A 23,817-nucleotide genomic window follows, 5' to 3' on the forward strand; every position below is an offset into this window, starting at 1 on the left:
TATTTTGTTAATATGAAATATTCGTTTTTCCTCCTTGCTGGCCTTTCGTCAATATTGTTCAGTTGCTCAACGGGCAAAACATTTGAAGCTGAACGAGTACTTTCACAAAAGCATTACGATTCACTGCTCATTCAGTTAGCACCTTATGTTGTAAAGAAGCCTGACGCGATGGCTTACAAGGAACGGTTTGAACTTTCCAGCAGACCTTTTTATAAGAATTATGTAAGCCTTACCAGCGGGAAGATCCGGTATTACCTAAAGACAGACACGGTTGAGTTTTTCACGTACGAGTATCAGGACAAAGCAAGCTTGTACGAACATTACCGGACTTTTGGCGGGTATATAAAGCGAAATCCGGAAGATGGAAAAATTGAACTATTGAATTTATTGTACCAAACACCCCGATGCACCCGCGATGAGTTGGAAGCAAAGGCTCAGGTGTTGTTCAAGGAGATGATTACCTCCGGTAATGTGGATAAATATATCGGCAATAAAGGCCTTGTGTACGTTCCAAACGAGGATATTTATTATGACACTAGGCGGAATCGTTGGGACTATACTGAAAATTCTAAATGGAGATTTCTTCAGGAGGCACGCGAACTGGCCGGTCCGGGAAGATTGGATTCAATAAATTAACATGGCCTAATTCACCTTCTTCTGCTTCTCTTTATGCATTTCCACCACGCGCTTTATTTGTTCGGTGGCAATGGCCACAGAATCCTGGCTCTTCTTGTTCTTTTCAATCAACGCCTGAAGGCTTAGGTTTTCAAGCTTGTTGGCTTCTATTGATTTCTCCAACTGAGCTTTTTCTTTTTCGTTGTTCTCCAGTCTCATCGTAAGGTTTTTCTGTTCATTTACGAGGCGTTGTTGTTGGCGTTCTACCGCCTGCAAGGCTTTTGTTGACTCATCAACCTGCACCTGGATTTTATCGCGGTAGTATTTAACACCGAAATCGTAGATGATTCGCTCGAGCTCTTTGTGTACTTTTTCTGCCTCATCGGTATTGGCCCATTCACCGGGCTTTAAGCCAATCCACGCTACAGCGGTAGTAGTACGCTCTTTGGTGGTAGCATAAATCGGGCTTTTGTATGAGGTTCCATTAATTACCGTTTCGGTTAAGGTTAGCGGGTTCGCCCCAAGCTTCAATTTGGCAAACGACCTTAAGTACTTGTTGAACGAGGTTGCAACATCATCCTGTTTGCCCTCCAACTCAACTGCATAGCCTTCAACATTTTCGCCTTTTATGCGGTGCGATTCTTTCTCTACTTTTACCGATTGGCCTGTGGCAGACAGGCTAAGGACTATGAAAAAAATAAGGACAAACTTTTTACGGGCTTCCATGTTGTTATGGTTATTGATGTAAAACTAATGCTACAAAATTGATTCCAAAAAGAATACTCATAACCGGAGCCTCCGGACTAGTTGGCACGGAACTTACCGCCAACCTGATTAGAGCAGGTTACCAGGTTGTTCATTTAGGTCGGTCGAAACGCCACGGCAGCGTACCATCCTTTACGTGGGATGTTGATAAAGGAATTATCGAGGAGGGAGCACTTCAAGGAATCGATACTATTATTCATTTGGCCGGTGCAGGCATTGCTGATAAACCGTGGACTGCCAGACGGAAGCAGGAGATTTTAGAAAGTCGCACTCGATCTTCAGCATTGTTATATCAAACACTTAAAAGCACCCATCATCAGGTAAAATCTTTTATATCAGCCAGTGCTATCGGATATTACGGCTTTGGTGGCAGCGATGAGGTATTTACAGAATCCAGTGAAGCGGGAACTGATTTTTTAGCGGATGTGGTTAAGGCGTGGGAACATGAAGTGGACAAGATTCAGGAACTTAACATCCGCACAGTGAAAATCAGAATTGGTATTGTACTTGCCGATAAAGGGGGCGCCTTAAAAGAAATAGCCAAGCCTGTTCGTTACGGTATTGGAGCGCCTCTGGGTAGCGGCAAGCAGCCGATGAGTTGGATTCACATAGATGACCTGTGTATGATGTTTCGGTATGCCATTGAGAATGAAAACCTGATCGGTGCATACAACGGTGTTTCCTCCCACTGGTCTACAAACCGTGAGGTAACGAAAGCCATCGCGAAAGCATTGCATCGCACCCTGCTCCTTCCACCAGTTCCTTCTTTTGTTATGAAACTTATGTTGGGCGAAATGGCTAACCTGGTTTTATTGGGGAGTAAGGTATCAGCAGAAAAAATTCTGCAGACTGGATTCAAATTTCAATATGAAGACCTGACAGCAGCCATTGAATCGTTTTACAGGAGATAGTTAGGAAGTTATTACTAGAAATCAATCGCAAAAAACATTTACTCGTGTCAGCCTGAGCTTGTCGAAGTCTAATTTCAACCTTAAAAGCCGATTTCGGCAGACTGCCTGACCGGTCGGCAGAGCAATCTGACATAAAAGGTATTTTTAAGACGCGTTCCTAGTATTTCTTTCTATTTGCAAATGCCACCAGCGAAAGCATAACCGGCACTTCTACCAAAACACCAACTACCGTTACCAAGGCAGCTGGTGATTGTAAACCAAACAGTGAAATGGCAACCGCTACAGACAGTTCAAAAAAGTTACTGGCGCCAATCATCGCTGCCGGTGCACACACGGCATAATTCAGATTTAATTTTTTCCCACCATACCAGGCAATAAAAAAGATGAAATAGGTTTGGATGACCAACGGAACTGCTGCCAGTAAAATAATCAGCGGATTGTTGAGAATATTCTGACCCTGAAAGGCAAACAGGAAAATCAGTGTTACGGGTAAGGCAATAATACTGACGGGTTTTAGTTTAGGAAGAAACTCTTTTTTAAACCACTCTTCTCCTTTTGTTTTCAATAGAATACGTTGCGTAATAACTCCGGCCACCAGGGGAATTACTACGAAAATCACCACACTGGCAACTAACGTTTCATATGGAATGGCTACGTCAGTCATGCCTAGCAGCAACCCAACAATCGGCACAAAAGCCACTAAAATAATAAGGTCGTTTACCGACACCTGCACAAGTGTGTAATTCGGGTCACCGTCCGATAGGTATGACCACACAAACACCATGGCCGTGCACGGTGCTGCACCCAATAGTATAGCACCCGCAATGTATTCGCCTGCTACTGCAGGATCAATCCATGCCGAGTAGAGTTTGGTGAAGAATATCCAGGCAAAGAAAGCCATCGTAAATGGTTTGATCAGCCAGTTGATAATTACTGTCCATACTACACCACGGGGTTTTTCGCCAATTTTTTTGATGCTGGTAAAATCCACTTGCAGCATCATGGGGTAAATCATTAGCCAAATAAGTACAGCAACCGGAAGGTTTACATTGGCAATCTCCATACGGCTGATAGCTTTCATGGTATCACCGGCATAATTACCAATAGCAATACCCAAAACGATACATGCCCCAACCCACAGGGAAAGGTAGCGATCAAAAAAACCAATGACTTTTTTCTGCGGCATCATGATTTTGGTGAATTTTATTGATCGTAATATTACGATTTAAACCGTTTGATTTCTACTGAATTTTGTTTTAGGTAGACGTGATTTATGTCATGGTTGGGTTTGTAACGATGAGGCGTATACGGGTATGTAAAAGGCCATCATTTTAAACAGATACTCGTATATTTCGGGTATAACTGAATTGTAGCGAAATGAATTCGAAAAGAAAAACAAAACCCAAGGCTGATCCGGAATTAATTCAACAAGCCATAGAAGAAGAGCACCGCATTCGTAAAGCCTTTAAAGACAAAGATTGGGCAGAGATAAAAGGCGCCAACAGTTGGATGATCTTTAAGGTGATGAGTGAGTTTGTGGAAGGCATGGAAAAACTGGCCAAGATTGGACCATGTGTAACCATTTTTGGATCGGCCCGCACCAAGCCTGCTAACAGCTATTATAAGATGGCTGAAGAAATTGCTTTTGAACTTGTACAACATGGCTATGGTGTAATTACCGGGGGCGGCCCAGGTATAATGGAGGCGGGTAACAAAGGCGCGCACCGGGCGGGCGGTAAGTCTGTAGGATTGAATATTTTTTTACCGTTCGAGCAGAAAGGAAATGTGTACATCGATCCGGATAAACTCATCACGTTCGATTACTTTTTTGTACGCAAGGTGATGTTTGTAAAATATTCGCAGGGGTTTATAGTAATGCCGGGCGGTTTTGGAACGTTAGATGAACTGACCGAAGCGTTAACATTGATTCAAACGAAAAAAATCGGGCGGTTCCCGATTGTGATGGTAGGAAAAAAATTCTGGCAAGGCTGGCTGAAGTGGGTGAAGGATGTTTTGATTGTAGAAGGGATGATCAGCCCGGAGGATCTTGACTTGTTCAGCCTGGTGGATACCCCGGAAGATGCTGTGAAGGCCATTGATGACTTTTACTCAAAATATTTACTGGCTCCGAACTTTTAATCGGGGACCACTCTGTGCCCTCTGTGTTTAAGGTTATGTTAGAAAAAAATTTTCCCTTAGCCATTTCTCTCCTCGCGCTGGCTATAGCCATTGGCTATGTACGGTTCTCGAATGAACGAATAAAAAAATTAATAGCGGAACAGGAACAGGCGCAAAAAATGCAGGATGGCACGTTAGCCCCTGCCGATTGGGAGGGTGCCGCACCCCCTTTTCCGGCCATCTCCTACGATCTGCCCAAGAACCTGAATTTTGCCGGAGAACCTGTGCCCATCGAAATTCCTGATGTGCTGGAGAGGCTTGATCGCGAATTGCAGATTAACATATATCTGCACAGCAGCACCATCTTTCTGATTAAGCGAGCCAACCGATGGCTTCCGCAAATGCAGGAAATTCTGCGCAAGCATAATATCCCCGATGATTTTAAATACCTGCCGCTTATTGAATCAGGATTGTTAAATGATATTTCACCTAAAGATGCCGTGGGGTACTGGCAGATTTTGAAAACCTCAGGCCGGGAACTGGGACTTGAAATTGAAAAAGAAGTTGATGAACGTTATGATCCGCTTAAGGCGACAGAAGCAGCCTGCAAATATTTGAATAACGCGTATAGAAAATTTGGCAACTGGACGTTGGTGGCGGCATCCTACAACCGGGGCATTGCTGGTGTGGGGCGCGCTTTAGAGAGCCAACAAGTAGATAATTTTTATGACCTGCATTTGGTAGATGAAACTTCTCGCTATGTGTTTCGCATTATCGCCATTAAGGAAATTATTGAAAACCCCATCAAGTATGGGTTTAATGTAAACCCGAAACATTTGTACCAGCAGGAACAACTCCGCTATGTCGAAGTAGCAGAAACCATTCCTGACCTGATTAAGTTTTCCAAGCAGCAGGGAATAAATTACAAATTGTTGAAACGCCACAACCCATGGTTGCGCGATGACCGGCTTACGGTAAAGCGCGGCAAGGTTTACCAAATTGCCCTTCCGGTTAATAAATAAACACTATGCGTCCCTATATTCTGGCCGAATCAAACTGGAAATACATAAAGGATGCTTCTTTTGAAGTAGCCGTACTTCCGTGGGGAGCCTGTGAAGCACATAACTATCATTTGCCTTATGCAACCGACATCATTGAATCCGAACACATAGCGGCAGAGGCTGCACGATTGACCTGGGAGCAAGGTGCAAAAGTGATTGTGTTGCCTGCAATTCCGTTTGGCGTAAACACCGGTCAGTTTGATGTGAAGCTTGATATCAACATGAATCCTTCCACACAACTTGCTGTATTGCGTGATGTAATAGACGTGCTTAACCGGCAAGGAATCCACAAACTTATTATCCTGAACAGTCATGGTGGAAATGATTTTAAGCCCATGATTCGTGAGCTCGGACTGCGTTTTCCGAATATGTTTCTTACCATGTGCAACTGGTTTCAAACCCTTGATCAAAAACAATTCTTTGAGCATAAAGACAACCATGCGGGTGAAATGGAAACCAGTCTGATGCTGAATTTACGTCCCGATTTGGTGTTACCACTTGCTGAGGCTGCTGACGGTGCAGCGAAAAAGTTCAGGTTCACGGCCATTCGCGAGGGCGGGGCATGGGCTGAACGCAGGTGGACCCAGGTTACGACATCAACCGGAGTAGGCGATCCGCGGAAAGCAACGCGTGAAAAAGGAGAGAAGTACTTTAAAGCTGTAACTGAAAAAGTTTCACAGTTTATTACTGAAGTAGCGGAAACAAAGCCAGGAGATTTTTATGTGTAACCTTTACCGCATCATGGAAATCGCTTCTTCCTCCAATGGTCTGAGTGCTTTCATCACATCAGCCGTTAGGCAAGAATGTATAGGCAACACACCCAACCAATCACCAACCTTAATGTTTTCGGCTTGATTCTTATACGCATGGATGATTCCATGTTCCTGTGAAAGTGATTTAATATACATGCCTGTATCTTCGGTGCTCCAACCACCGTTCGTTAATTGCACCACTTTTCCAAAGGAGGTGGCGCCATCTGGCAGAACAAGATTGTCTTTTGAAAAATGAACCGCCCCTCCATGAACAACAACCTCATTTCGTTCGGGGTACGCAGCTACTACCGGGCAGGCCATGGCCACAGCAATTTGTTCTGATGAGCAAGAACCAATGGCAACTTGCATAAAATCATAAAACACAAAATTTCCAGGTCGAATCTCATCAACTCCAGCGAAAGATTCAGCAACGCTGCAGGTTGGTGTGTCGCCAAGCGAAAAAATCAAGCCTGGATAATGGTTTGAATATTTTTGTTTGAGTGTTTTTGCGATCGTCAGTGTATGTTGGCAAATGTTGCGAATCGCATTTTTGTCGTTGCGGATTTTATAGCTGTGGCCATCGTGTGTTAAAAAACCTTTAAACGATAAGTGCGGGTAAGCATTTATCCGATTCAGAATAGCATCAAGTAACGTAAAGTCTTCTGCCGCAACGCCCGTGCGGTGATACCCGGTATCCATTTCAATAAACAGGTTGACCGGATGATGAATTTCTTTTCCAAGCAGATCAACCGTTTCTGCTGAAACGACCAACAGGTTCAAGGTTATCTTTTCGGCCAACTGGTTAATACGATCTTTCTCGTGAATGTTTACCGGAAAAGCTACGGTAATATCGCGCCACCCATCGCTGGCAAAGTATTCAGCCATTTTCATGGAAGACACTGTGATTTTTTCAACACCAAACTCCCGGAACCACCGGGCCACTTCATGCGACTGGTGCGTTTTAAAATGTGGCCGGAAACCCACATTATTCTTTCGCGCTTTCTCTGCCATCATGGAAATGTTCGACAAACATTTTTGCTTATCGAGCAGGAGGGTTGGTTCGTAAAGTCTATAAATCACTGCTTAAATGCTTTTAGAAAATCGGCAGGTGAAAGAATAGGTATGCCACGGAAGGGATGGAGTAAGAGCAGATCCGGATCGCTGGAAATTATAGCTGAAGCTGCACAACTCACGGCCAGTTCCAAAAACATATTATCCTTAGGATCGCGACATTCTGTAATTTGAACTGTGGCCTCTTTGAAGTGTCCCCTATCTTCAATCAGCGCAATCATCCTTAGACGGTTTTCGAGTTGCTGATACCGCTCAAACTTTTCACGTGTAAACGTTGTAGCAAATTCATGGAAAGTAGCTTTTGAAAATACGGCTATGCCTTTTTGCCAGACCAGATCGTACGCTTGTCGGGTAGCAGATTGAGGAAGAAGATGAGCGCTAATCAGTACATTGGTATCAATTATAAAAAGATCAGTCATCTTTTTTCAAAAGTTCTTCTAAAACTTCAGGTGTTAACCCATTAGCAATAGCCTGATTACCGAATTCGTCCAATAGAGTTTTGTATGTATCGTTTGTTATATCGTTGGCTGCTTTTTTTAACAACAGGCTCAAGGCCTCAGAAATTTGTTGCTGCTTATCTGCACTAAGCAGGTGGTAGATTTTTCCAACACTGTCATCAACCTGAATTACTATCCGTTCCATTGGCTTTTAATTTGTAATCTAAAGGTAAAGATAAACCGCCACTTTTTAACAGGTGTAATCACCACCCCAATCCATAATCCTCCCCATGGTTACTCGAACCACCCCAAAAGCTTCCATTCTTCCAGTCGAAGTAAATGGCATTAATTGGTCCGCTGGTTCGTTCGCGATAGGTGATCCGGTAGCCCATCTGTCCTAGTTCTTTCCGTGACCACGGAGGCATTTGATTGTTGAGTATTAATGAGCCGGGTTGTTTTTCATGATCACCAAAGCTCGAGAACATTTGGTTGGTGATAAAGCTGGGGGCTTCGCAGGCTTCTTGCACGGTCATGTCAAATTCAACCATGTTTAAAAAGAATTGAATCAACAATTGATCTTGTTCATCACCGGCCTGCTTGGCAAACGAAAGAAAAGGCTTTCCATCTTTTAGCGCCATGCTGGGTGTAAGCGTTACCCGTGGGCGTTTGCCTGGCTCTACTACATTGAATGGGTTTTCCTTTTCATCCAACACAAAACTTTGCATGCGCTGACTCATACCAATGCCGGTGTTACCGGCAATGCAGGCAGGTACCCAACCGCCACTGGGAGTAATGGACACTACCCAACCTTCTTTGTCGGCAGCTTCTACGGATGTTGTTCCGGCCGCAAAGTCTTCAAAGTATTTTTCATTCAAGGGGTTATATAAGTTGCTTTGCGGGTTGCCCCAAACCTTTAACAAATCGGTATACGGGTTAATTTTTCCTTCGTACGGATAAGGATCGCCCGGCCCGATTTTCGGATCGTTACGATTTGGGTTAATGAGCTTCGCACGTTCTTTGGCATATTCTTTCGACAGTAGACCCTTCATGGGCTCTTCCGGTGCAAAGGCAGGATCACCGTAATAGAAATCACGATCGGCAAAAGCCAGGTTCATGGATTGATATAGGGTGTGTATATACCGCGATGAATTATAGCCCATCGATTTCAGGTCGAAATTTTCCAGGATGTTCAGGGTTTGCAACATCACAGGGCCTTGTGTCCACTGCTGAAGTTTGTACACCTCAATACCTTTGTAGGTAGTCATTAATGGTTCTTCAATTTTTACTTTCCAGTTAGCAAGGTCTTGTTCAGTAATCAAACCACCTTGTTCCTGGCAGCCGCGCGCAAACTCTTTTGCGATGTCGCCTTTATAAAAACGATCATACGCGGCATAGATGGCTTCCTTCCTTGACTTACCTTTTTTCAGTGCCTGTTGTTCAGTGTCCACTAATTTTTTCAGGGTTTCCAATAAATCTTTCTGAACAAAAATTTCACCAGCATAAGGGGCTTCGCGTTGCTCACCTGGGTGTGTTAAAAAAACTTTCTTTGAGTAGGGCCATTCTTTAATACGCGCTTTTTCACGTTCTATTGAATTGGCGGTTTGCGCTTCTATCGGATAACCTTCCGCCATTTGCATGGCAGGGGTCAGAACATCTTTTAAACTCATCGTTCCGTATTCGGCCAGCATGGTCATAAGCCCCCCGGGTGTACCGGGTGTAACGGCTGCCAGTGGTCCGTATTGCGGAGGATATTTCATGCCCTTGTCTTTAAAGAATTGTGCCGTAGCCCCGGTGGGCGCAACACCCAAAGCATTAATGGCAATAACTTTTTTGGTTTTCGGATTGTAGATCAGCGCCTGGGTTTCACCGCCCCAACTCAGCACATCCCACATAGTGCAGGTAGCGGCCAGCATGGCACACGAAGCATCCACGGCATTACCGCCTTTGCTAAAAATCATAGCTCCAGCCGTTGCGGCAAGGGGTTTACCGGTTACAGCCATCCAGTGCCTTCCATGCAACGGAGGTTTTTGGGTAGTTACCGGAAAGGTGTTGAAAGATTGACCAACGCCTGCAAAGGCAATGAGTAAAAGATTAAGGATAATAACGATCTGTTTCATAGGTTCTGTTTTTTTATCGGCTGGGCTAATAGGGTAGCGGTAATAAATGTAATCTTATTTCGGCAATGAAGCCTTAAACTTTTACGAACAGTAGATTTTTACCGTATAAGGATACAGTTGTATTTGAATTAGTACATTTGGTTTGATCTTTATGGGTATGCTAAACGAGACAAAAGAGGCAACAGAATTTATCCAAAAAAAAATTAAACACAAGCCTATAGTGGGCGTGATATTAGGTACCGGGCTGGGTAATTTATTTGTTGAGGAAATTAAGAACCCGGTAGTTATTAATTATAATGTCATACCGCATTTTCCGGTCACTACTGTAACCTCTCACAAAGGCCAACTGATTTTTGGTGAAGTGAAGAAAAAGCAGGTGATGGTGATGCGTGGCCGCTTCCACTACTATGAAGGGTATAGCATGCAGCAAATTGCGCTGCCCATTCGGGTAATGAAACTGCTTGGCGTTGAAACACTGATGGTGTCAAACGCTGCGGGTAATTTGAATTTGAATTGGCATAAGGGCGAGTTGATGATGCTGGACGACCACATTAACCTTCAGCCCGATAATCCTTTGCGGGGAGAGAACTCCGAACTATTTGGCCCACGCTTTCCGGATATGAGCGAACCGTACCATCAGAAATTAAATAAGAGACTACTGAAACTTGCAAAGGAGAATAAAATAAAGCTACACAAAGGTGTTTATGCGGCCGTTCAGGGCCCGAGCATGGAAACGCGGGCGGAGTACCGTTACCTGCGGACGCTTGGTGCGGATGCGGTAGGCATGAGTACCGTGCCAGAAGTGTTGGTGGCTAACCACATGGGTATTACCTGTTGTGCAGTTTCGGTACTGACCAACGATTGTGACCCCGACAATTTACACCGTGTAGAACTTCAGAATATTGTAGATACGGCCTCAGCTTCAGAGAAAAAACTGGTAACGCTATTTACAGGATTAATCGGGCAACTATAATAGTAAAAGAACCAGAAGCATGATGCACGAAATAAAGGAGGCTACAGATTTTCTTTTGAAACGAGGGGTTAAGGCGCCTGAGGTTGGGGTAATCCTTGGTACTGGGTTAGGGAACCTCTTTGTAAAGGAAATTGAATCACCACTGGTTATTAATTATAACTCTATTCCCTTCTTCCCCATTTCTACGGTTGAGTACCATAAAGGCCAACTGATTTATGGTGAAGTGAGGGGCAAAAAAGTGCTGGCCATGCAAGGCCGCTTTCACTACTACGAAGGGTATAACCTCAGGCAAATCACATTGCCGGTGCGGGTAATGAAATTATTGGGTGTTAAAAACCTGTTAATCTCCAACGCAGCAGGAAACCTGAACCCCAACTGGAAGAAGGGTCAGTTAATGTTGATTGACGATCACATTAATTTAATTCCTGACAATCCGTTGCGTGGTGAGAATTACGAATTGTTTGGTCCGCGCTTCCCCGATATGAGTGAGCCATACGCAAAAGCATTGAACAGTAAACTCAAACAAATCGCGAAAGAAAAAAAAATCCGGTTGAATGAAGGTGTTTATGTTCCGGTTATGGGCCCTAACCTGGAAACACGCGCTGAATACAGATTTTTGCGAAAGATTGGGGGTGATGCTGTGGGTATGAGCACAGTGCCCGAAGTAATTGTAGCCAATCACATGGGCCTGCCGTGTTGTGCCATTTCGGTTTTGACAGATGATTGTGACCCGGACAACCTTAAACCGGTAAACCTGAAAGAGATTGTGAAAGTGGCTGGCAAGGCCGAGCCAAAACTTACAGCGCTATATGTGGAGTTGATCCGGTTGTTGTAGGTTAGTGCTTAATCACTTCTTTGAGGTATTCCAGCACAAGGTCGCGGCCCGAAACCAGATCAGATGGTTCAGCAATAATTTCCACATCGGGCTTAACACCCCGAAGGGTGTTATCGCTGCACGGGTGAACAAATTTTTTATAGCTGCAACCGGCAGCCAACCGGGTGTTGGGTAGTTGAATGAGAATAACATCACCAAAAGCCATAAGTACTCCTCCGGTTTCTTCACCAATCACTGTACCCATGCTGTAACATTTAAACGCATCGGCAAGCATATTGGCGCTGGAGAAGGTGTAATGGCTTACAAGCAAATAGGTTTGGCCTTTGAATTTTAGCAGCTCGTTTTTTGGTTTGATCAGCTTTTTCATTTCAACCACCTGTATTTTACCCGGTTTTCCAAACGCATAATGGCGGGCTTGCTTATTAAAAACAGCAAAGGGCATGAGCGGGTACATATACCATTTAACATAGCGCTGGCGAAAATAACTTTTCATTTCTTTGCTTGCTTTTACTTCCATCCGGTCAACCTGGCGATAAGGTTTATCGGTTATGTAATTAAAAAGCATGTCGCCCAATTGCGAGCTGCCGCCACCGTTGTTGCGAATATCAATGGCTAGGTGCTGGATGTTTTTGTTGCGGATAACCTGAAAAGCCGAATCCAGAAACACGGCAAAACGTTTTTTATCTGTCATCGAACGAAAATCAATAATTGCAAACCCTTCTGGAGTAATGGTTAAGGAGTATGGTTTTGCATTTTGGTTTACCGATCGTTGAAGCGTAGCGACCTGAATTTGTGTTGAGGTAATTCCCTCAACATGTTTACTAACGGGCTGATCATTTATAACCAGTTCAAGGTCATAGTTAGAATACCCCAAAACATACCACAGCAAACTTCTGAACGATCGCTGGATGCGGATATCCTTATAAAAATCAAGTTCGGCACTTACATACAACCGAAGATGATCAAGCAATTCAGGCGTGTGCAATCCGTTTATCGAAACAACTTCAACTACTCCTGTTAAAGTTGAGTCACTGCTGTAATTATTTGTGATAAACAGCCGGTTGTTGCGGATGAGCACCTCAAAGGGAAACACCTTACCACCTTGTTTCAAAAATTCACTGCGTTCTTCCTGCGGAAAATAAACAGACGTGTGCCCATCGCCCAAAGCCGTTGTTAACGGAATAAGTTTTCGGGCAAACTCAAGACGGGTAATCGGCTCAGTGAGCCCCTGCTCCAGTTCTTTAACATCCTTGTAAAATTTTTCCTTTGGTGTAGCAGCATATAGGTTGGGATGGATGTTCTCCAGCGTTCTGATGAGAAAGCGGATGTCGGTTTTCAGTTCATCCGGAGAGTAAAGTTTTACGGTAACATTAGCCTGGCCAACTAACAGGGTTGAAATCAGCAGTAAACACAACGTTAAGGTTTTGTTCATAACAACAATTTTAAACCCTACAGACTTATGCTTAAACGGTTGGTTGCTTGCATGGTTAGTCCTTTTTTAGAAGCATGATCAGTTGCTCATCTTTTGCCTTAAAAAATCTGCCGTATAACTCCCCTTCGCCTTCTTCACCATATCCTCAGGTGTTCCTGCAAATAATAGCTTACCACCTTTTTTCTCTCCTCCTTCAGGGCCAAGGTCTATAATCCAGTCGGCACACTTTATTACTTCCATGTTGTGCTCAATTACGATTACCGTATGTCCCTGGTCGACCAGGGCATTGATGGCTTTTAATAATTTTGAAATATCATGGAAATGCAGGCCGGTGGTAGGTTCATCGAAAATGAAAAGTATACTTCCGTCTGCTGAATTCTTTCCCAGGAAGGAAGCCAGTTTTACCCGTTGAGCTTCACCACCGCTTAAAGTATTTGACGATTGCCCGAGTTTTACATACCCCATGCCCACATCAAACAGGGGTTGTATTTTTTCGTGAATAGATTTTTTGTCTTTAAAAAATTCAAGACCGTCTTCTACGGTCATGTCCAGTACATCGGCAATGGTTGCACCGTTGTATTCAATTTCCAATATTTCCTGCTTGAAACGTTTACCCTGGCAAGATTCGCATTTCAGGAAAATATCTGCCATAAACTGCATTTCTACTTTTATTTCGCCTTCGCCTTCGCACGTTTCACAACGCCCACCTTCTACATTAAAAGAAAAGTGTGAGGGTTTGTAGCCGCGTTGTTTGGCAAGGGGCTGATCGGCATACAACTGGCGGATTGCATCGTAGGCTTTTACATATGAAATAGGGTTGGAACGGGATGATTTTCCTATAGGATTCTGATCTACAAATTCAACCTGGGTGATGCGTGAAAGATCACCTTCCAGTTTATCGTATTTGCCGGGAGACTCTGCCACTGATCCGCTTAAACGGCCCACTGCGGGGTATAGAATTTTTTTGATGAGGGTTGATTTGCCTGAACCACTAACACCGGTAACCACCGTAAGTATGCCCATCGGAAATTGCACGGTAAGATTTTTCAAATTGTTTTCCCGTGCACCGGCAACGATAATGGAGTCTTTCCATTTTCTTCGCCTGGCAGGAATATCAATTTTGTCCTTTCCTGCTAAATAATTGGTGGTGTGGGAAACAAATTTTCTCTGCCCGTTGGTCAGGGGTGCATTCAGGTCTTTTAACGAACCCTGGTACACCAACTCTCCTCCATGGGCGCCCGCTTCGGGGCCGATGTCAATAATCTGGTCGGCTGCCCGCATGATTTCTTCCTCATGCTCTACCACAATGACGGTGTTGCCCAAATCGCGTAAAGATTTCAATACCTCTATCATCCGTGAAGTATCTTTCGGATGCAGGCCGATACTCGGTTCATCCATAATATACATAGATCCCACCAACGCACTGCCTAATGAAGTAGCCAGTTTTATGCGCTGGTATTCGCCACCCGAAAGCGTGGAGGTAAGGCGATTTAAGGTTAAATAACCCAACCCTACTTTCACCAGGTATTCCAGTCGTGTAGTAATTTCGGTTAAAATTCTATTCGATACTTTTTTATCGTACTCAGGTAATTTGAGTTTGGTAAAAAATTCCAGTGCATCCTCCATGGGCAATAACGCCAGGTCAATGATGGAGGTATTGGCAATCTTCACATAATGGGCATCCTTGCGCAAGCGTGTTCCTTTACAATCGGGGCAGTTGGTCCTGCCGCGGTAGCGCGATAACAGAACCCGGTATTGTATTTTGTGTGTTTTGGATTCCAGGTATTTGAAGAAGGCATGAATACCATCAAAGTAAGCGTTACCCTTCCACAAAACTTCTTTTTCTTTTTCCGATAACTCATGGTACGGACGATGGATCGGAAAATCGAACTTGATGCCGTTTTTTAACAGCGGTTTAAGCCATTCGCCCATCACTTCACTTCGCCAGGGCGCTACGGCACCTTCATACACCGATAAGGATTTGTCAGGGATAACGAGGTCTTCATCAATGCCCAATACTTTGCCGAATCCTTCGCACGTGCGGCATGCACCGTAGGGATTATTGAAGCTGAAAAAATTTACGGAGGGCTCTGTGAACTTTATGCCGTCCAGTTCAAACCGGTCGGAGAAGTGCATGGGTTTATGGCCTTCGGCATAAATAATGCATTCGTCATGGCCTTCATAAAAAGCAGTTTGAACGGAATCTGAAAGCCTGAACACCGTATCATCATCGGTAGCATTTACCACTGCGCGATCAATCAGTATTTCTACCCGGGCATCTTTGGCAAAAGATTTTTTCTTTTCGGCCAAAAGATCTTCAATAAATTTAGGTTCACCATCAACAAGTACGCGGGCAAATCCTTTGCTTAACAGCAGGTTTAATTCTTCTTGTATTTTTTTGCCCTTTTTCAGGGCAAGCGGACTGGCCACCATAATGCGGGTACCTTCGGGCAGTTTGTTGATTTCATTTACAACATCGGTTACGGTATCGCGTTTAACCTCTTTGCCACTTACCGGTGAGTACGTTTTGCCGATACGGGCGAAAAGCAACTTCAGGTAATCGTATACTTCAGTTGTGGTACCCACAGTCGATCGCGGGTTGCGGGTATTCACCTTTTGTTCTATGGCAATGGCCGGTGAAACACCGCGGATGTAATCCACTTCTGGCTTTTCCATCCGACCCAGAAACTGGCGGGCATAGGAGCTCAGGCTTTCCACATACATGCGCTGGCCTTCTGCAAACAGTGTATCAAACGCCAATGACGATTTGCCCGAGCCGGAAAGCCCGGTAATAACCACCAGTTTATTTCGCGGAATGGCCACGCTCAGGTTTTTAAGGTTGTTTACCCGAGCGCGTTTTATGATGATGTATTCTTTAGGATCGAGATTGTCGAGTTGGGTGTCTGTCACTAGGGTTTGCGGGTTCACCGCTTAAAATTAGCAATTAATGTCATGGAGTGATGGAATAAAAAACACCATCCGCGGGGATGGTGTTCCATAAACTCAGGTTAATAAATCTTAGCTGTCGAAATCAGGATCATAGCTTGCCTCACGGCTTCTTTTGCCCCCGCCATCGTCATCGCCAAAGTCATCATCGTCACCACCCGACTCGAAGTCATCATTTGAACCGTAATCGTCATCGCCCCCGCCATCACTGTCAAATTCCTGCGGGCCGCCAGCCTCTACGTCATAGCCGCCATCGCTGTTTTTGGTAGCCGGTACCTTTACCAGGTATATGGCATCATCCGTTTCGAGCGGGAACACGAAGATGGGCTCCTTTTTCGCATTCATAATGCGGGTAATGCTGCCTTCGTACCCATTCGGGTACTGTTTTTTTAACAGTTCGTGCAGGTCCTCGCTCAGGTTTTCCAGGCTTTTGATTATTCGCTTTTTGTTAACAGACATAAGGTTTTAGGCTCAAAAAATCGAAAGCAAATACCTAAAGAATTTTAGTTACAGACAAGAATTTTAAAGAAATTATTTGCGCTGATAAAGAAATTATTTGCGCTGATTAGGAATATTAATATCTTTTCAACCTTATTGTTCCACTAAACCCCCTACAATATTGATCTAGACTTCTACGTTACCTAAATGTGAGCTAGATGACAGAGAACAAATGCAGTGATAGCGAATTAGTGTTGCGCTATCAAAATGGTAACGAGGGGGCTTTTGAAACGCTTCTGCACCGCCATAAATCAAGGTTATATACCGCCATCTACCTGATCGTCCGTGACCGCTATGTGGCCGAGGACTTGTTGCAGGAGACCTTTATTAAAGCGGTAAATACCATACGCGGGGGACGGTATAACGAAGAGGGCAAATTCTTACCATGGATTAGTCGCATTGCGCATAACCTGGCCATAGATTATTTCCGGAAGAAGAAACGCTATCCGGAAATTGTGCTGGAGGATGGGAGCCGGTTGTTTAACTCGATGGATTTCTCCGAAGAGTCAATGGAGTCGAAGCAGATTATGCACGACTCCAAATCCAGGCTCCGGGGGTTCATCAAAGAGTTGCCAACCGAGCAGAAGCAGGTGTTGATTATGCGGCATTACCTGAAGATGAGTTTTCAGGAAATTGCCGATCGCACCGGGGTAAGCATCAACACGGCATTGGGCAGAATGCGTTATGCACTTATTAATCTCAGAAAGAAGATGAACAATAACCAGCTTGCCTATGATAAAGACTTTTACCCAAGACGACCTGATCAGGTATCTATACCACGAGACTACGGAGAAGGAGACGCAGGAAATTAGCAAGGCCCTGCTTACCGATCCGGAACTTCAGGCGATGTACACCAGCATGAGCGCCCTAAAAAAGGAAATGGACGCTGCGAAACTGGAGCCTTCAGCCCAAACCGTTCTGAATATCCTGAGCTATTCACGAAGCACATCAGCGGTGAAGCATTAGACACGAATTGATAGCTGGTTCTTGCCAACTGTTAATTGTATGTTTTCTTTGCCCTGTGAAAATCCTCGTCCTTCACCAATTTTTTAATTTACCCACAGTCGGTGGTGCATTACGTTCCTATTACCTGGCCCATGCGCTGGTTGAAAAAGGTATTGAGGTTGTAGTGATCACCACACACAACGAGACCAGCATCAGGGAAATTACTTCTGAAGGAATTGAAATCCATTACCTGCCGGTAGACTACAATAACCGGTATGGTTTTTTCAAACGCGTTTATTCGTTCTGGCTTTTTGTGTGGCATATTGTGAAGTATGCTGGTAAATTTCGTGAGGCTGATGTGGTGTATGCCATTTCAACTCCGCTAACAACAGGCCTGGCTGCCTTGTGGATTAAACTCCGATACAAGATTCCATATTATTTTGAAGTGGGCGACTTATGGCCTGAAGCACCCGTGCAGATGGGGTTTATTAAGAATCCGGTACTGAAAGCCATACTCTACAAACTCGAAAAGCTTATTTATAAAAAATCCATCGCGGTTGTGGCCTTGTCGCAACCCATACAGGAGGCCATAGAAAAAACTACTCCCGGCAAGAAAGTGTACCAGGTTCCCAACATGGCCGACACACATTTTTATCTACCCGAAATAAGGAAGCCTGAAGTTGAACAACGCTTTGGTGTTCAAAACAAGTTTGTTGTCTCCTATGTCGGCACTCTTGGGCTTGCCAACGGATTGGAATATATGGTGCACTGCGCGGAACGTGTACAGGCTGAAAACCTGAACATATATTTTTTGATTTGCGGGGATGGAAAAATGTATGATGACCTGCAACAATTGATTGATCAGAAAAAACTAACCAACATTTCGTTAACCGGATTTTTAAATCGTGAAGCGGTGCGCGATGTGTTGAATGTGACGGATGCCGTTATGGTTTGCTATAAACACTTGCCCGTTTTGGAAACGGGCTCCCCGAATAAGTACTTTGATGCACTGGCAGCCGGAAAACTTATCGTAATCAATTTTGGGGGTTGGATAAAAGATGAACTTTCACAACATAGCTGCGGCATAGCCGTTGACCCAAAGAATCCGGATGACTTGATTCGTCAGATCAAACTATTACTTGCTGATCCGGTACGCTTGAAAGGCTATCAGCAAAATGCGCGTAAACTTGCCGAGCAAACCTATTCAAGAAAAAAAGTGGGAGATAGGTTTGCAAGAATTTTTTTGAACCACATAGGCACATAGGGCACATAGTTGATTGATTCAAATTTTCTATGTCCCCTCTGTGGTATAGTATTTTTAGGGTTATTCAGTATCTTTAATTATGCGAAACCTCTACCCCCTCTTCCTCTTATTGGCCATGGCCTGTTCGTCTGGCCGTCAAGAGAATAGTGAAAAATCTGCTGCCGGTACATCCTCTACATCGTTTACCCTAAGTGATTTACAAGGCGAATGGCAGCAACTCACCGAGCAGGATGATGGTAGCTACATCATCTTCCGCCCATGCGATGCCGATAACATGATGGTTCAGGTAAACAGCGACACCTTGATGATTGGCTGGGGGCAGGATGCTTCATTTGCGCTGATCAAATCGTTTTATATCGATGAGGCCGGGCGCTTGGTACTCTCCGTGCATGATCAGGACGAAAACTTAGCCAAAACGTATTACATGCAGTGGGAAGATGACAATGAGCCGATAACCGGATGGTTCTTTTTTGGACTTGATGAGCGGCCGGTGCGCATGGCACACGAATCTATTTTATACAACTACACAGTTGTTCAGCAACCTTGCAGCGAGTGTTGGGATGATTGTGAGGAGGAGGAATAATTACGATTGCCGCGCAATCAATTCTTCCGTGAAGGCCGCTACTATTTTCTTGGCGGATTTATTTCCACCAACTTTTTCCAGTTGTTTGTAGCCTCTGTTAAAGTATTGTTTGATTTTGTTCTCCGTTATTTCAGGAATCTGAAGTTCATCATAGATATTTTTAACAGCCTTAACTTTTGCTCGCTTGTTAAACTTTTTAGTCTGCAGCCAATGCTGAAGTTCAGTATGCTGTTGTTTGTTGGCGCGCTCGAGGGCGGTAATCAGTAGAAATGTTTTCTTGTTGGCGATGATATCGCCACCTACCTGTTTGCCAAATTTCTTTGGATCTGCATACGCATCCAGCAAATCGTCCATCAATTGAAAACCAATACCGATGTTGATGCCAAACTCGCGCAGCGCCTTACAATCGGTTTTGGACGCGCCCGCCAGCATACCGCCCAACTCCAGGCTAAAGCCTAACAACACGGCAGTTTTTTGCCGGATCATGTTGATGTATTGATCCACCGTTACCGCGTTTATGGTTTCAAATTCCATGTCCCATTGCTGCCCTTCGCACACTTCGGCTGCACAGTTGTTGAAGGCCTTCAGCACAGACTTCAGTACCTCTGGTTTGAGCGACAAAAACATATCGTAAACCCGCACCAGCATAACATCTCCCGAAAGGATAGCGGTGTTAACATTCCACTTTTCGTGTACGGTTACGTTTCCTCTGCGCAATGGGGCATTGTCCATAATGTCATCGTGCATGAGCGTAAAATTGTGGAAAGCCTCCACGGCCACGGCATACTTCACCACGGATTTGACATCTTTTTTAAACAGGGAATAGGCCAGCAGCACTAAGAGGGGTCGCATGCGCTTGCCACCAAGCCCCATCAGGTAGCGGATGGGTTCATACAGCGAATCAGGTGCCTGGCCAAATTTATGCTTGCTGATTTCCTGATCGATCAGGCGCTTATAGGTAGGAATTGTATACATGCTGTAATAAATGGAAAAACAAGATTATTGTTTAGCGAACACAAGATCAATCAATCTTCTGTCGACATCGGTTTTCTTTACGCGCACCCGAACCTGGTCGCCCAGGGTATAAATCTTTTTATTTCGTCTGCCGACAATACAGTAATTCTTCTCATCGAATTCATAGTAGTCGTCATCCATATCGGCCATGCGGATCATGCCCTCACATTTGGTTTCAATAATCTCAACATAGATACCCCACTCGGTAACACCGGAAATCAATCCGTCATAGGCTTTATCACCGGCCATGAGCGACATAAATTCTACCTGCTTGTATTTGATGGAGGCACGCTCGGCATCGGCTGCGCGTTTTTCACGTTCGGATGAATGTACGCACTTAGGCTCATACTCAGTTTTGCTAACGGGGTTTCCTCCATCAAGATAGTGTTGCAGCAAGCGGTGCACCATCATATCGGGATACCTGCGGATGGGGGAGGTAAAGTGAGAATAGTGATTGAAGGCTAATCCAAAATGTCCTTTCGCTTCTGTAGAATATTTTGCCTTGGCCATGGAACGAACGGCCAGTTGTTGCAATACGTTTTGCTCGGGCTTACCTTCAATTTCGTTCATGAGTTTGTTCAACGAACGCGAAATAGATTGTTCATCCACATTTATCCGGTGGCCGAATTGCTTGGCAAAGTTTGCGAAGTCTTTTACACGATCCGGATCGGGATAATCGTGTATACGGTAAACAAATGTGTTTTTCTCCGGGCCCTTCTTTTTATTGTAGATGTGTGTGGCAACACACTTGTTGGCCAACAGCATAAACTCTTCAATAAGTTTATGGGCATCCTTCCGCACTTTCTGAATAACAGCCAAAGGTCTGCCCTTTTCATCCAGTTTAAATTTCACCTCGGTGGTTTCAAAATTCACAGCTCCTTTCGCGAACCTTTCTTTTTTAAGTTTTAAGGCAAGCTCATTAAGTGTTCGTAACTCTTCGGCAAATAATCCCTTTCCCGTTTCAATTACTTCCTGCGCTCCTTCATAGGTGAAGCGATGATCAGAGTGTATGATGGTTCGTCCAAACCATTCGCTGATGATGTTGGCATTTTTGTCCAGTTCAAAAACTGCCGCAAATGTCAGCTTATCTTCTTTCGGCCTTAGGGAGCAGAGTTCGTTTGACAATTTCTCCGGTAACATGGGGATGGTTCGATCCACCAGATACACCGAAGTTGCCCGATCAAATGCTTCTTTTTCCAGGTTTGAATTCGGTTGAATGTAGTGCGTTACATCTGCGATGTGTACACCCACTTCATAATTTCCATTAGGGAGAAGTTGCAAGGAAAGTGCATCATCAAAATCTTTGGCATCCTCAGGATCGATAGTAAATGTGGTTATTGAGCGGAAATCCCTTCGTTTTTTTATTTCTGCTGCGGTAATCCCTTCTTCAATTTTACTGGCTTCTTTCTCCACGTTTGGCGGAAACTTGAACGGCAGGCCAAACTCGGCCATAATGGAATGAATCTCAGCTTCGTTTTCACCTGCCTTACCCAGAATGTTGACCACTTTGGCTTCCGGGTTTCCTTCACCATCGCCCCAGTTCAGTATTTCAACGATTACCTTGTCGTCTGATTTGGCACCGTTGATATTATTCTGCGCGATGAAAAAATCTTTGTGAATTTTCCGGTAGTCGGCTACTACAAAGGCAAAGTTTTTTGAAAGTTCCAGCTTGCCTACAAACTGGCTCCTGTTTCTGCGGATAATTTCAACCACCTTTCCTTCCGGATGTTCACCATGGCGTGAGGGCAGTATCGCTATCTTCACGGTATCACCGTCAACCGCAGAGCCGAGATCGCGGGCTTTGATGTACACATCGGGCCGGTCTTCACCGATTTTTACATAGGCAAAGCGTGAGCTTACATGATCGACAATGCCGGTTAGTGTTTTTTCTTTTTGTGCACTGGCATAGGTGCCGTTGCTGAGTTCTTTGATTTTTCCGGCTTCCTCCAATTCATACACCGAGAAGGTCATGGCCTTGATATCATCGCGCTTTTTCAAGCCCAGCTTTTTGGCAATTTGCTTTATACTATAAGCACGGCCAGGAGCTTCGTTCAGCACGGATAAGATTCCAGATTCAAATTGTTGTTTGATTGAGGTGGGATCGGGAGATTTTTTTTTTCTTTTTTTTGACATGTATCTCAATAGTCGAGTTTTGTTGGGTCCATGCGGTTGTCCCAAAAGCGAAGCAATTCAATAGTTTCGTGCTGTACCCGGTAAAACATGCTTACCTGACTTACGATCACACAGCGATGAACACCCGGTTTTTTTTCAGAGGATACAAAAAGCAAAGGATTGTCCGCAATAAGGTCTAGTATTTCTTCTGTGCGATCAATGAAATTCAGCACTTCGCGTTGGCTCCAGTGGGCATTTAAATAATCTACTATAAGCAGGTAGTCACGTTTAGCATCTGGGGACCAGCTAATTTGCTTCGCCATCAGCGACCGTATTTTTCTTTAATTTCAGCCATTACATCCTGATGAGGCAACCCTTTTCCATCAGTAAGATCTTTTTCGGCTTTTTGTATTCCTGATTTAAGGGCTTCAGGCAAATCATCCCAAAAATCTTTACCTAAGCTTTTGGCAAGCAAATCATCTACAATAGAATCAAGACTTTCAAGGATACGAACATCATTGATACGATTGATTTTTTGAGCAATTTCTTTCTTTACACCGGCTTCATCCATAATTACCCACAAGGTATAATACACGAAGATACAAAAACAATATTACGCTGCGATGATGTTTTTGTCAGCAATAAGAGGCAAACCCTTCATCCTTAAATAGAGTTGCGTAAGTACGACTACATCACTAACACAGTAGTCTTTGATTCGTTCCAGGTCTTTTTCTTTATAATAAACGGAGTTAACCTGGCTGCCGTCAATGCCATTTTTACTGGAAGGGATATTAAAAATAGCGGCCAGCAAATCGAGGGAAGTATAGTGCTTGTAATCGCCAAACTTCCAGAGCTCCATGGTATCCAGGTGATTTACTTCCCAGGATTTTCGTCCGGCAAGGTTGAGGGGCTGAGGCAAGGCAATGGAGTTTACCAACATGCGCCTGCTCATGTATGGATAATCGAATTCCTTTCCGTTATGGGCACAAAAGCGCACTCCGTTATCGAGCTTTTCAAGCATTGCTTTAAAATCCTGTAACAGTGCCTTTTCATCGTGACCGTAATAGGCTTTTGTTTTAAGCCCTAACTCACCGGATTCGGTATCAAATAATTTCCCAACGGCAATGCATACAATTTTTCCGAACTCGGCATAGATACCAGCCCGCTGATGAAACAGTTGTTCGTCTGTTACGCCCTCTTCGCGTTTCAGAAAGGAGGCTTTACGCGACCATTGAACTTTCAGGCGTTCGTCCAGTACGTTGTAGTTATCCGTAGCGGCAACCGTTTCAATATCTAAAAATAGAATGTCGCGCAGTTCGGCAATCATGGTGTTAAGATAACAATCTTTGTGTTGGTAATCTACCAGAC

Annotated in this window: 25 protein-coding genes; 11 read left to right on the plus strand and 14 right to left on the minus strand. The window is 44.3% G+C overall.

Features of this window, described 5'->3' with window-relative positions:
- Positions 1-12: 12 nt before the first annotated feature.
- Complete coding sequence (locus KIT51_01790; GenBank protein UYN87036.1) at positions 13-636, plus strand: hypothetical protein; 624 nt, start codon at positions 13-15, stop codon at positions 634-636.
- A 6-nt stretch (positions 637-642) separates the two neighbouring features.
- On the opposite strand, the gene KIT51_01795 is transcribed toward KIT51_01790, so the two are convergent.
- On the minus strand, positions 643-1,341 hold the full coding sequence (locus KIT51_01795; GenBank protein ID UYN87037.1) for a hypothetical protein: 699 nt from the start codon (positions 1,339-1,341) through the stop codon (positions 643-645).
- A 41-nt stretch (positions 1,342-1,382) separates the two neighbouring features.
- Between KIT51_01795 and KIT51_01800 the strand changes: the two genes are divergently transcribed.
- The gene (locus tag KIT51_01800; protein UYN88467.1) at positions 1,383-2,291 is read left to right on the plus strand and encodes a TIGR01777 family oxidoreductase; all 909 of its coding nucleotides are present in this window, start codon (positions 1,383-1,385) and stop codon (positions 2,289-2,291) included.
- Between the two features lie 157 nt (positions 2,292-2,448).
- On the opposite strand, the gene arsB is transcribed toward KIT51_01800, so the two are convergent.
- A complete protein-coding gene (arsB, locus tag KIT51_01805) occupies positions 2,449-3,477 on the minus strand; it encodes an ACR3 family arsenite efflux transporter (protein ID UYN88468.1) in 1,029 nt (342 codons plus the stop codon).
- Positions 3,478-3,668: 191 nt separating this feature from the next.
- Here arsB and KIT51_01810 point away from each other — a divergent pair, with 191 nt between their 5' ends.
- From KIT51_01810 to KIT51_01820, 3 genes are read left to right on the plus strand one after another with little or no spacing between them, the layout of a single operon-like run.
- Positions 3,669-4,430 (plus strand): TIGR00730 family Rossman fold protein, encoded by a 762-nt coding sequence (locus KIT51_01810; GenBank protein ID UYN87038.1) that lies wholly within the window; start codon positions 3,669-3,671, stop codon positions 4,428-4,430.
- A gap of 35 nt (positions 4,431-4,465) precedes the next feature.
- Complete coding sequence (locus KIT51_01815) at positions 4,466-5,431, plus strand: transglycosylase SLT domain-containing protein (protein ID UYN87039.1); 966 nt, start codon at positions 4,466-4,468, stop codon at positions 5,429-5,431.
- A gap of 5 nt (positions 5,432-5,436) precedes the next feature.
- Positions 5,437-6,198 (plus strand): creatininase family protein, encoded by a 762-nt coding sequence (locus KIT51_01820; protein UYN87040.1) that lies wholly within the window; start codon positions 5,437-5,439, stop codon positions 6,196-6,198.
- 3 nt (positions 6,199-6,201) lie between these two features.
- On the opposite strand, the gene KIT51_01825 is transcribed toward KIT51_01820, so the two are convergent.
- From KIT51_01825 to KIT51_01840, 4 genes are read right to left on the minus strand one after another with little or no spacing between them, the layout of a single operon-like run.
- A complete protein-coding gene (locus KIT51_01825; GenBank protein ID UYN87041.1) occupies positions 6,202-7,302 on the minus strand; it encodes an alanine racemase in 1,101 nt (366 codons plus the stop codon).
- Positions 7,299-7,712 (minus strand): putative toxin-antitoxin system toxin component, PIN family, encoded by a 414-nt coding sequence (locus tag KIT51_01830; GenBank protein UYN87042.1) that lies wholly within the window; start codon positions 7,710-7,712, stop codon positions 7,299-7,301. Before KIT51_01830 ends, KIT51_01825 begins: the two co-directional genes overlap by 4 nt.
- Positions 7,705-7,935, minus strand: coding sequence for a hypothetical protein (locus tag KIT51_01835; protein UYN87043.1), 231 nt, complete (start codon positions 7,933-7,935; stop codon positions 7,705-7,707). Before KIT51_01835 ends, KIT51_01830 begins: the two co-directional genes overlap by 8 nt.
- A 58-nt stretch (positions 7,936-7,993) precedes the next feature.
- Positions 7,994-9,847, minus strand: coding sequence for a gamma-glutamyltransferase (locus KIT51_01840; protein UYN87044.1), 1,854 nt, complete (start codon positions 9,845-9,847; stop codon positions 7,994-7,996).
- A gap of 157 nt (positions 9,848-10,004) precedes the next feature.
- On the opposite strand from KIT51_01840, the gene KIT51_01845 reads away from it, so the two are divergent.
- Positions 10,005-10,820, plus strand: a complete 816-nt coding sequence (locus KIT51_01845; protein ID UYN87045.1) for a purine-nucleoside phosphorylase — start codon at positions 10,005-10,007, stop codon at positions 10,818-10,820.
- Between the two features lie 22 nt (positions 10,821-10,842).
- The gene (locus KIT51_01850) at positions 10,843-11,655 is read left to right on the plus strand and encodes a purine-nucleoside phosphorylase (protein UYN88469.1); all 813 of its coding nucleotides are present in this window, start codon (positions 10,843-10,845) and stop codon (positions 11,653-11,655) included.
- A gap of 1 nt (position 11,656) precedes the next feature.
- Here KIT51_01850 and KIT51_01855 read toward each other — a convergent pair whose 3' ends face one another.
- The 3 genes from KIT51_01855 to KIT51_01865 form a co-directional block, all read right to left on the minus strand.
- Positions 11,657-13,087, minus strand: a complete 1,431-nt coding sequence (locus KIT51_01855) for a hypothetical protein (GenBank protein UYN87046.1) — start codon at positions 13,085-13,087, stop codon at positions 11,657-11,659.
- Positions 13,088-13,165: 78 nt separating this feature from the next.
- The gene (uvrA, locus tag KIT51_01860) at positions 13,166-16,015 is read right to left on the minus strand and encodes an excinuclease ABC subunit UvrA (GenBank protein ID UYN87047.1); all 2,850 of its coding nucleotides are present in this window, start codon (positions 16,013-16,015) and stop codon (positions 13,166-13,168) included.
- 90 nt (positions 16,016-16,105) lie between these two features.
- Entirely contained in the window at positions 16,106-16,492 is a 387-nt protein-coding gene (locus KIT51_01865) for a hypothetical protein (GenBank protein ID UYN87048.1), read from the minus strand.
- Between the two features lie 197 nt (positions 16,493-16,689).
- Here KIT51_01865 and KIT51_01870 point away from each other — a divergent pair, with 197 nt between their 5' ends.
- From KIT51_01870 to KIT51_01885, 4 genes are all read left to right on the plus strand, one after another.
- Positions 16,690-17,343 (plus strand): sigma-70 family RNA polymerase sigma factor, encoded by a 654-nt coding sequence (locus tag KIT51_01870; GenBank protein UYN87049.1) that lies wholly within the window; start codon positions 16,690-16,692, stop codon positions 17,341-17,343.
- Positions 17,264-17,497: a hypothetical protein gene (locus KIT51_01875; GenBank protein ID UYN87050.1), complete on the plus strand. Its 234-nt coding sequence runs from the start codon at positions 17,264-17,266 to the stop codon at positions 17,495-17,497. The genes KIT51_01870 and KIT51_01875 overlap by 80 nt, the downstream gene beginning before the upstream one ends.
- A gap of 55 nt (positions 17,498-17,552) precedes the next feature.
- The gene (locus tag KIT51_01880; GenBank protein ID UYN87051.1) at positions 17,553-18,740 is read left to right on the plus strand and encodes a glycosyltransferase family 4 protein; all 1,188 of its coding nucleotides are present in this window, start codon (positions 17,553-17,555) and stop codon (positions 18,738-18,740) included.
- A gap of 79 nt (positions 18,741-18,819) precedes the next feature.
- Positions 18,820-19,323, plus strand: coding sequence for a hypothetical protein (locus tag KIT51_01885; protein ID UYN87052.1), 504 nt, complete (start codon positions 18,820-18,822; stop codon positions 19,321-19,323).
- On the opposite strand, the gene KIT51_01890 is transcribed toward KIT51_01885, so the two are convergent.
- The 5 genes from KIT51_01890 to KIT51_01910 are packed head-to-tail and all read right to left on the minus strand — an operon-like array spanning position 19,324 to position 23,776.
- The gene (locus tag KIT51_01890) at positions 19,324-20,298 is read right to left on the minus strand and encodes a polyprenyl synthetase family protein (protein UYN87053.1); all 975 of its coding nucleotides are present in this window, start codon (positions 20,296-20,298) and stop codon (positions 19,324-19,326) included.
- Positions 20,299-20,322: 24 nt separating this feature from the next.
- Positions 20,323-22,470: a ribonuclease R gene (rnr, locus tag KIT51_01895; protein ID UYN87054.1), complete on the minus strand. Its 2,148-nt coding sequence runs from the start codon at positions 22,468-22,470 to the stop codon at positions 20,323-20,325.
- 5 nt (positions 22,471-22,475) lie between these two features.
- Positions 22,476-22,772: a type II toxin-antitoxin system RelE/ParE family toxin gene (locus tag KIT51_01900; protein UYN87055.1), complete on the minus strand. Its 297-nt coding sequence runs from the start codon at positions 22,770-22,772 to the stop codon at positions 22,476-22,478.
- On the minus strand, positions 22,772-23,020 hold the full coding sequence (locus tag KIT51_01905; protein ID UYN87056.1) for a hypothetical protein: 249 nt from the start codon (positions 23,018-23,020) through the stop codon (positions 22,772-22,774). The genes KIT51_01900 and KIT51_01905 overlap by 1 nt, the downstream gene beginning before the upstream one ends.
- 42 nt (positions 23,021-23,062) lie before the next feature.
- The gene (locus tag KIT51_01910) at positions 23,063-23,776 is read right to left on the minus strand and encodes a 3'-5' exonuclease (GenBank protein UYN87057.1); all 714 of its coding nucleotides are present in this window, start codon (positions 23,774-23,776) and stop codon (positions 23,063-23,065) included.
- Between the last annotated feature and the right edge of the window lie 41 nt (positions 23,777-23,817).

The sequence above is a fragment of the Cyclobacteriaceae bacterium genome (assembly GCA_025808415.1).
Taxonomy (GTDB): Bacteria; Bacteroidota; Bacteroidia; order Cytophagales; family Cyclobacteriaceae; genus UBA2336.

What these genes read in the sequence shown, in the direction of transcription:
- KIT51_01790 (UYN87036.1), top strand. Translation starts at nt 13, where the DNA reads ATGAAATATTCGTTTTTCCTCCTTGCTGGCCTTTCGTCAATATTGTTC.
- KIT51_01795 (UYN87037.1), bottom strand. Translation starts at nt 1,341, where the DNA reads ATGGAAGCCCGTAAAAAGTTTGTCCTTATTTTTTTCATAGTCCTTAGC.
- arsB (UYN88468.1), bottom strand. Translation starts at nt 3,477, where the DNA reads ATGCCGCAGAAAAAAGTCATTGGTTTTTTTGATCGCTACCTTTCCCTG.
- KIT51_01810 (UYN87038.1), top strand. Translation starts at nt 3,669, where the DNA reads ATGAATTCGAAAAGAAAAACAAAACCCAAGGCTGATCCGGAATTAATT.
- KIT51_01815 (UYN87039.1), top strand. Translation starts at nt 4,466, where the DNA reads ATGTTAGAAAAAAATTTTCCCTTAGCCATTTCTCTCCTCGCGCTGGCT.
- KIT51_01820 (UYN87040.1), top strand. Translation starts at nt 5,437, where the DNA reads ATGCGTCCCTATATTCTGGCCGAATCAAACTGGAAATACATAAAGGAT.
- KIT51_01830 (UYN87042.1), bottom strand. Translation starts at nt 7,712, where the DNA reads ATGACTGATCTTTTTATAATTGATACCAATGTACTGATTAGCGCTCAT.
- KIT51_01835 (UYN87043.1), bottom strand. Translation starts at nt 7,935, where the DNA reads ATGGAACGGATAGTAATTCAGGTTGATGACAGTGTTGGAAAAATCTAC.
- KIT51_01840 (UYN87044.1), bottom strand. Translation starts at nt 9,847, where the DNA reads ATGAAACAGATCGTTATTATCCTTAATCTTTTACTCATTGCCTTTGCA.
- KIT51_01845 (UYN87045.1), top strand. Translation starts at nt 10,005, where the DNA reads ATGCTAAACGAGACAAAAGAGGCAACAGAATTTATCCAAAAAAAAATT.
- KIT51_01850 (UYN88469.1), top strand. Translation starts at nt 10,843, where the DNA reads ATGCACGAAATAAAGGAGGCTACAGATTTTCTTTTGAAACGAGGGGTT.
- KIT51_01855 (UYN87046.1), bottom strand. Translation starts at nt 13,087, where the DNA reads ATGAACAAAACCTTAACGTTGTGTTTACTGCTGATTTCAACCCTGTTA.
- KIT51_01865 (UYN87048.1), bottom strand. Translation starts at nt 16,492, where the DNA reads ATGTCTGTTAACAAAAAGCGAATAATCAAAAGCCTGGAAAACCTGAGC.
- KIT51_01870 (UYN87049.1), top strand. Translation starts at nt 16,690, where the DNA reads ATGACAGAGAACAAATGCAGTGATAGCGAATTAGTGTTGCGCTATCAA.
- KIT51_01875 (UYN87050.1), top strand. Translation starts at nt 17,264, where the DNA reads ATGATAAAGACTTTTACCCAAGACGACCTGATCAGGTATCTATACCAC.
- KIT51_01885 (UYN87052.1), top strand. Translation starts at nt 18,820, where the DNA reads ATGCGAAACCTCTACCCCCTCTTCCTCTTATTGGCCATGGCCTGTTCG.
- KIT51_01890 (UYN87053.1), bottom strand. Translation starts at nt 20,298, where the DNA reads ATGTATACAATTCCTACCTATAAGCGCCTGATCGATCAGGAAATCAGC.
- rnr (UYN87054.1), bottom strand. Translation starts at nt 22,470, where the DNA reads ATGTCAAAAAAAAGAAAAAAAAAATCTCCCGATCCCACCTCAATCAAA.
- KIT51_01900 (UYN87055.1), bottom strand. Translation starts at nt 22,772, where the DNA reads ATGGCGAAGCAAATTAGCTGGTCCCCAGATGCTAAACGTGACTACCTG.
- KIT51_01905 (UYN87056.1), bottom strand. Translation starts at nt 23,020, where the DNA reads ATGGATGAAGCCGGTGTAAAGAAAGAAATTGCTCAAAAAATCAATCGT.
- KIT51_01910 (UYN87057.1), bottom strand. Translation starts at nt 23,776, where the DNA reads ATGATTGCCGAACTGCGCGACATTCTATTTTTAGATATTGAAACGGTT.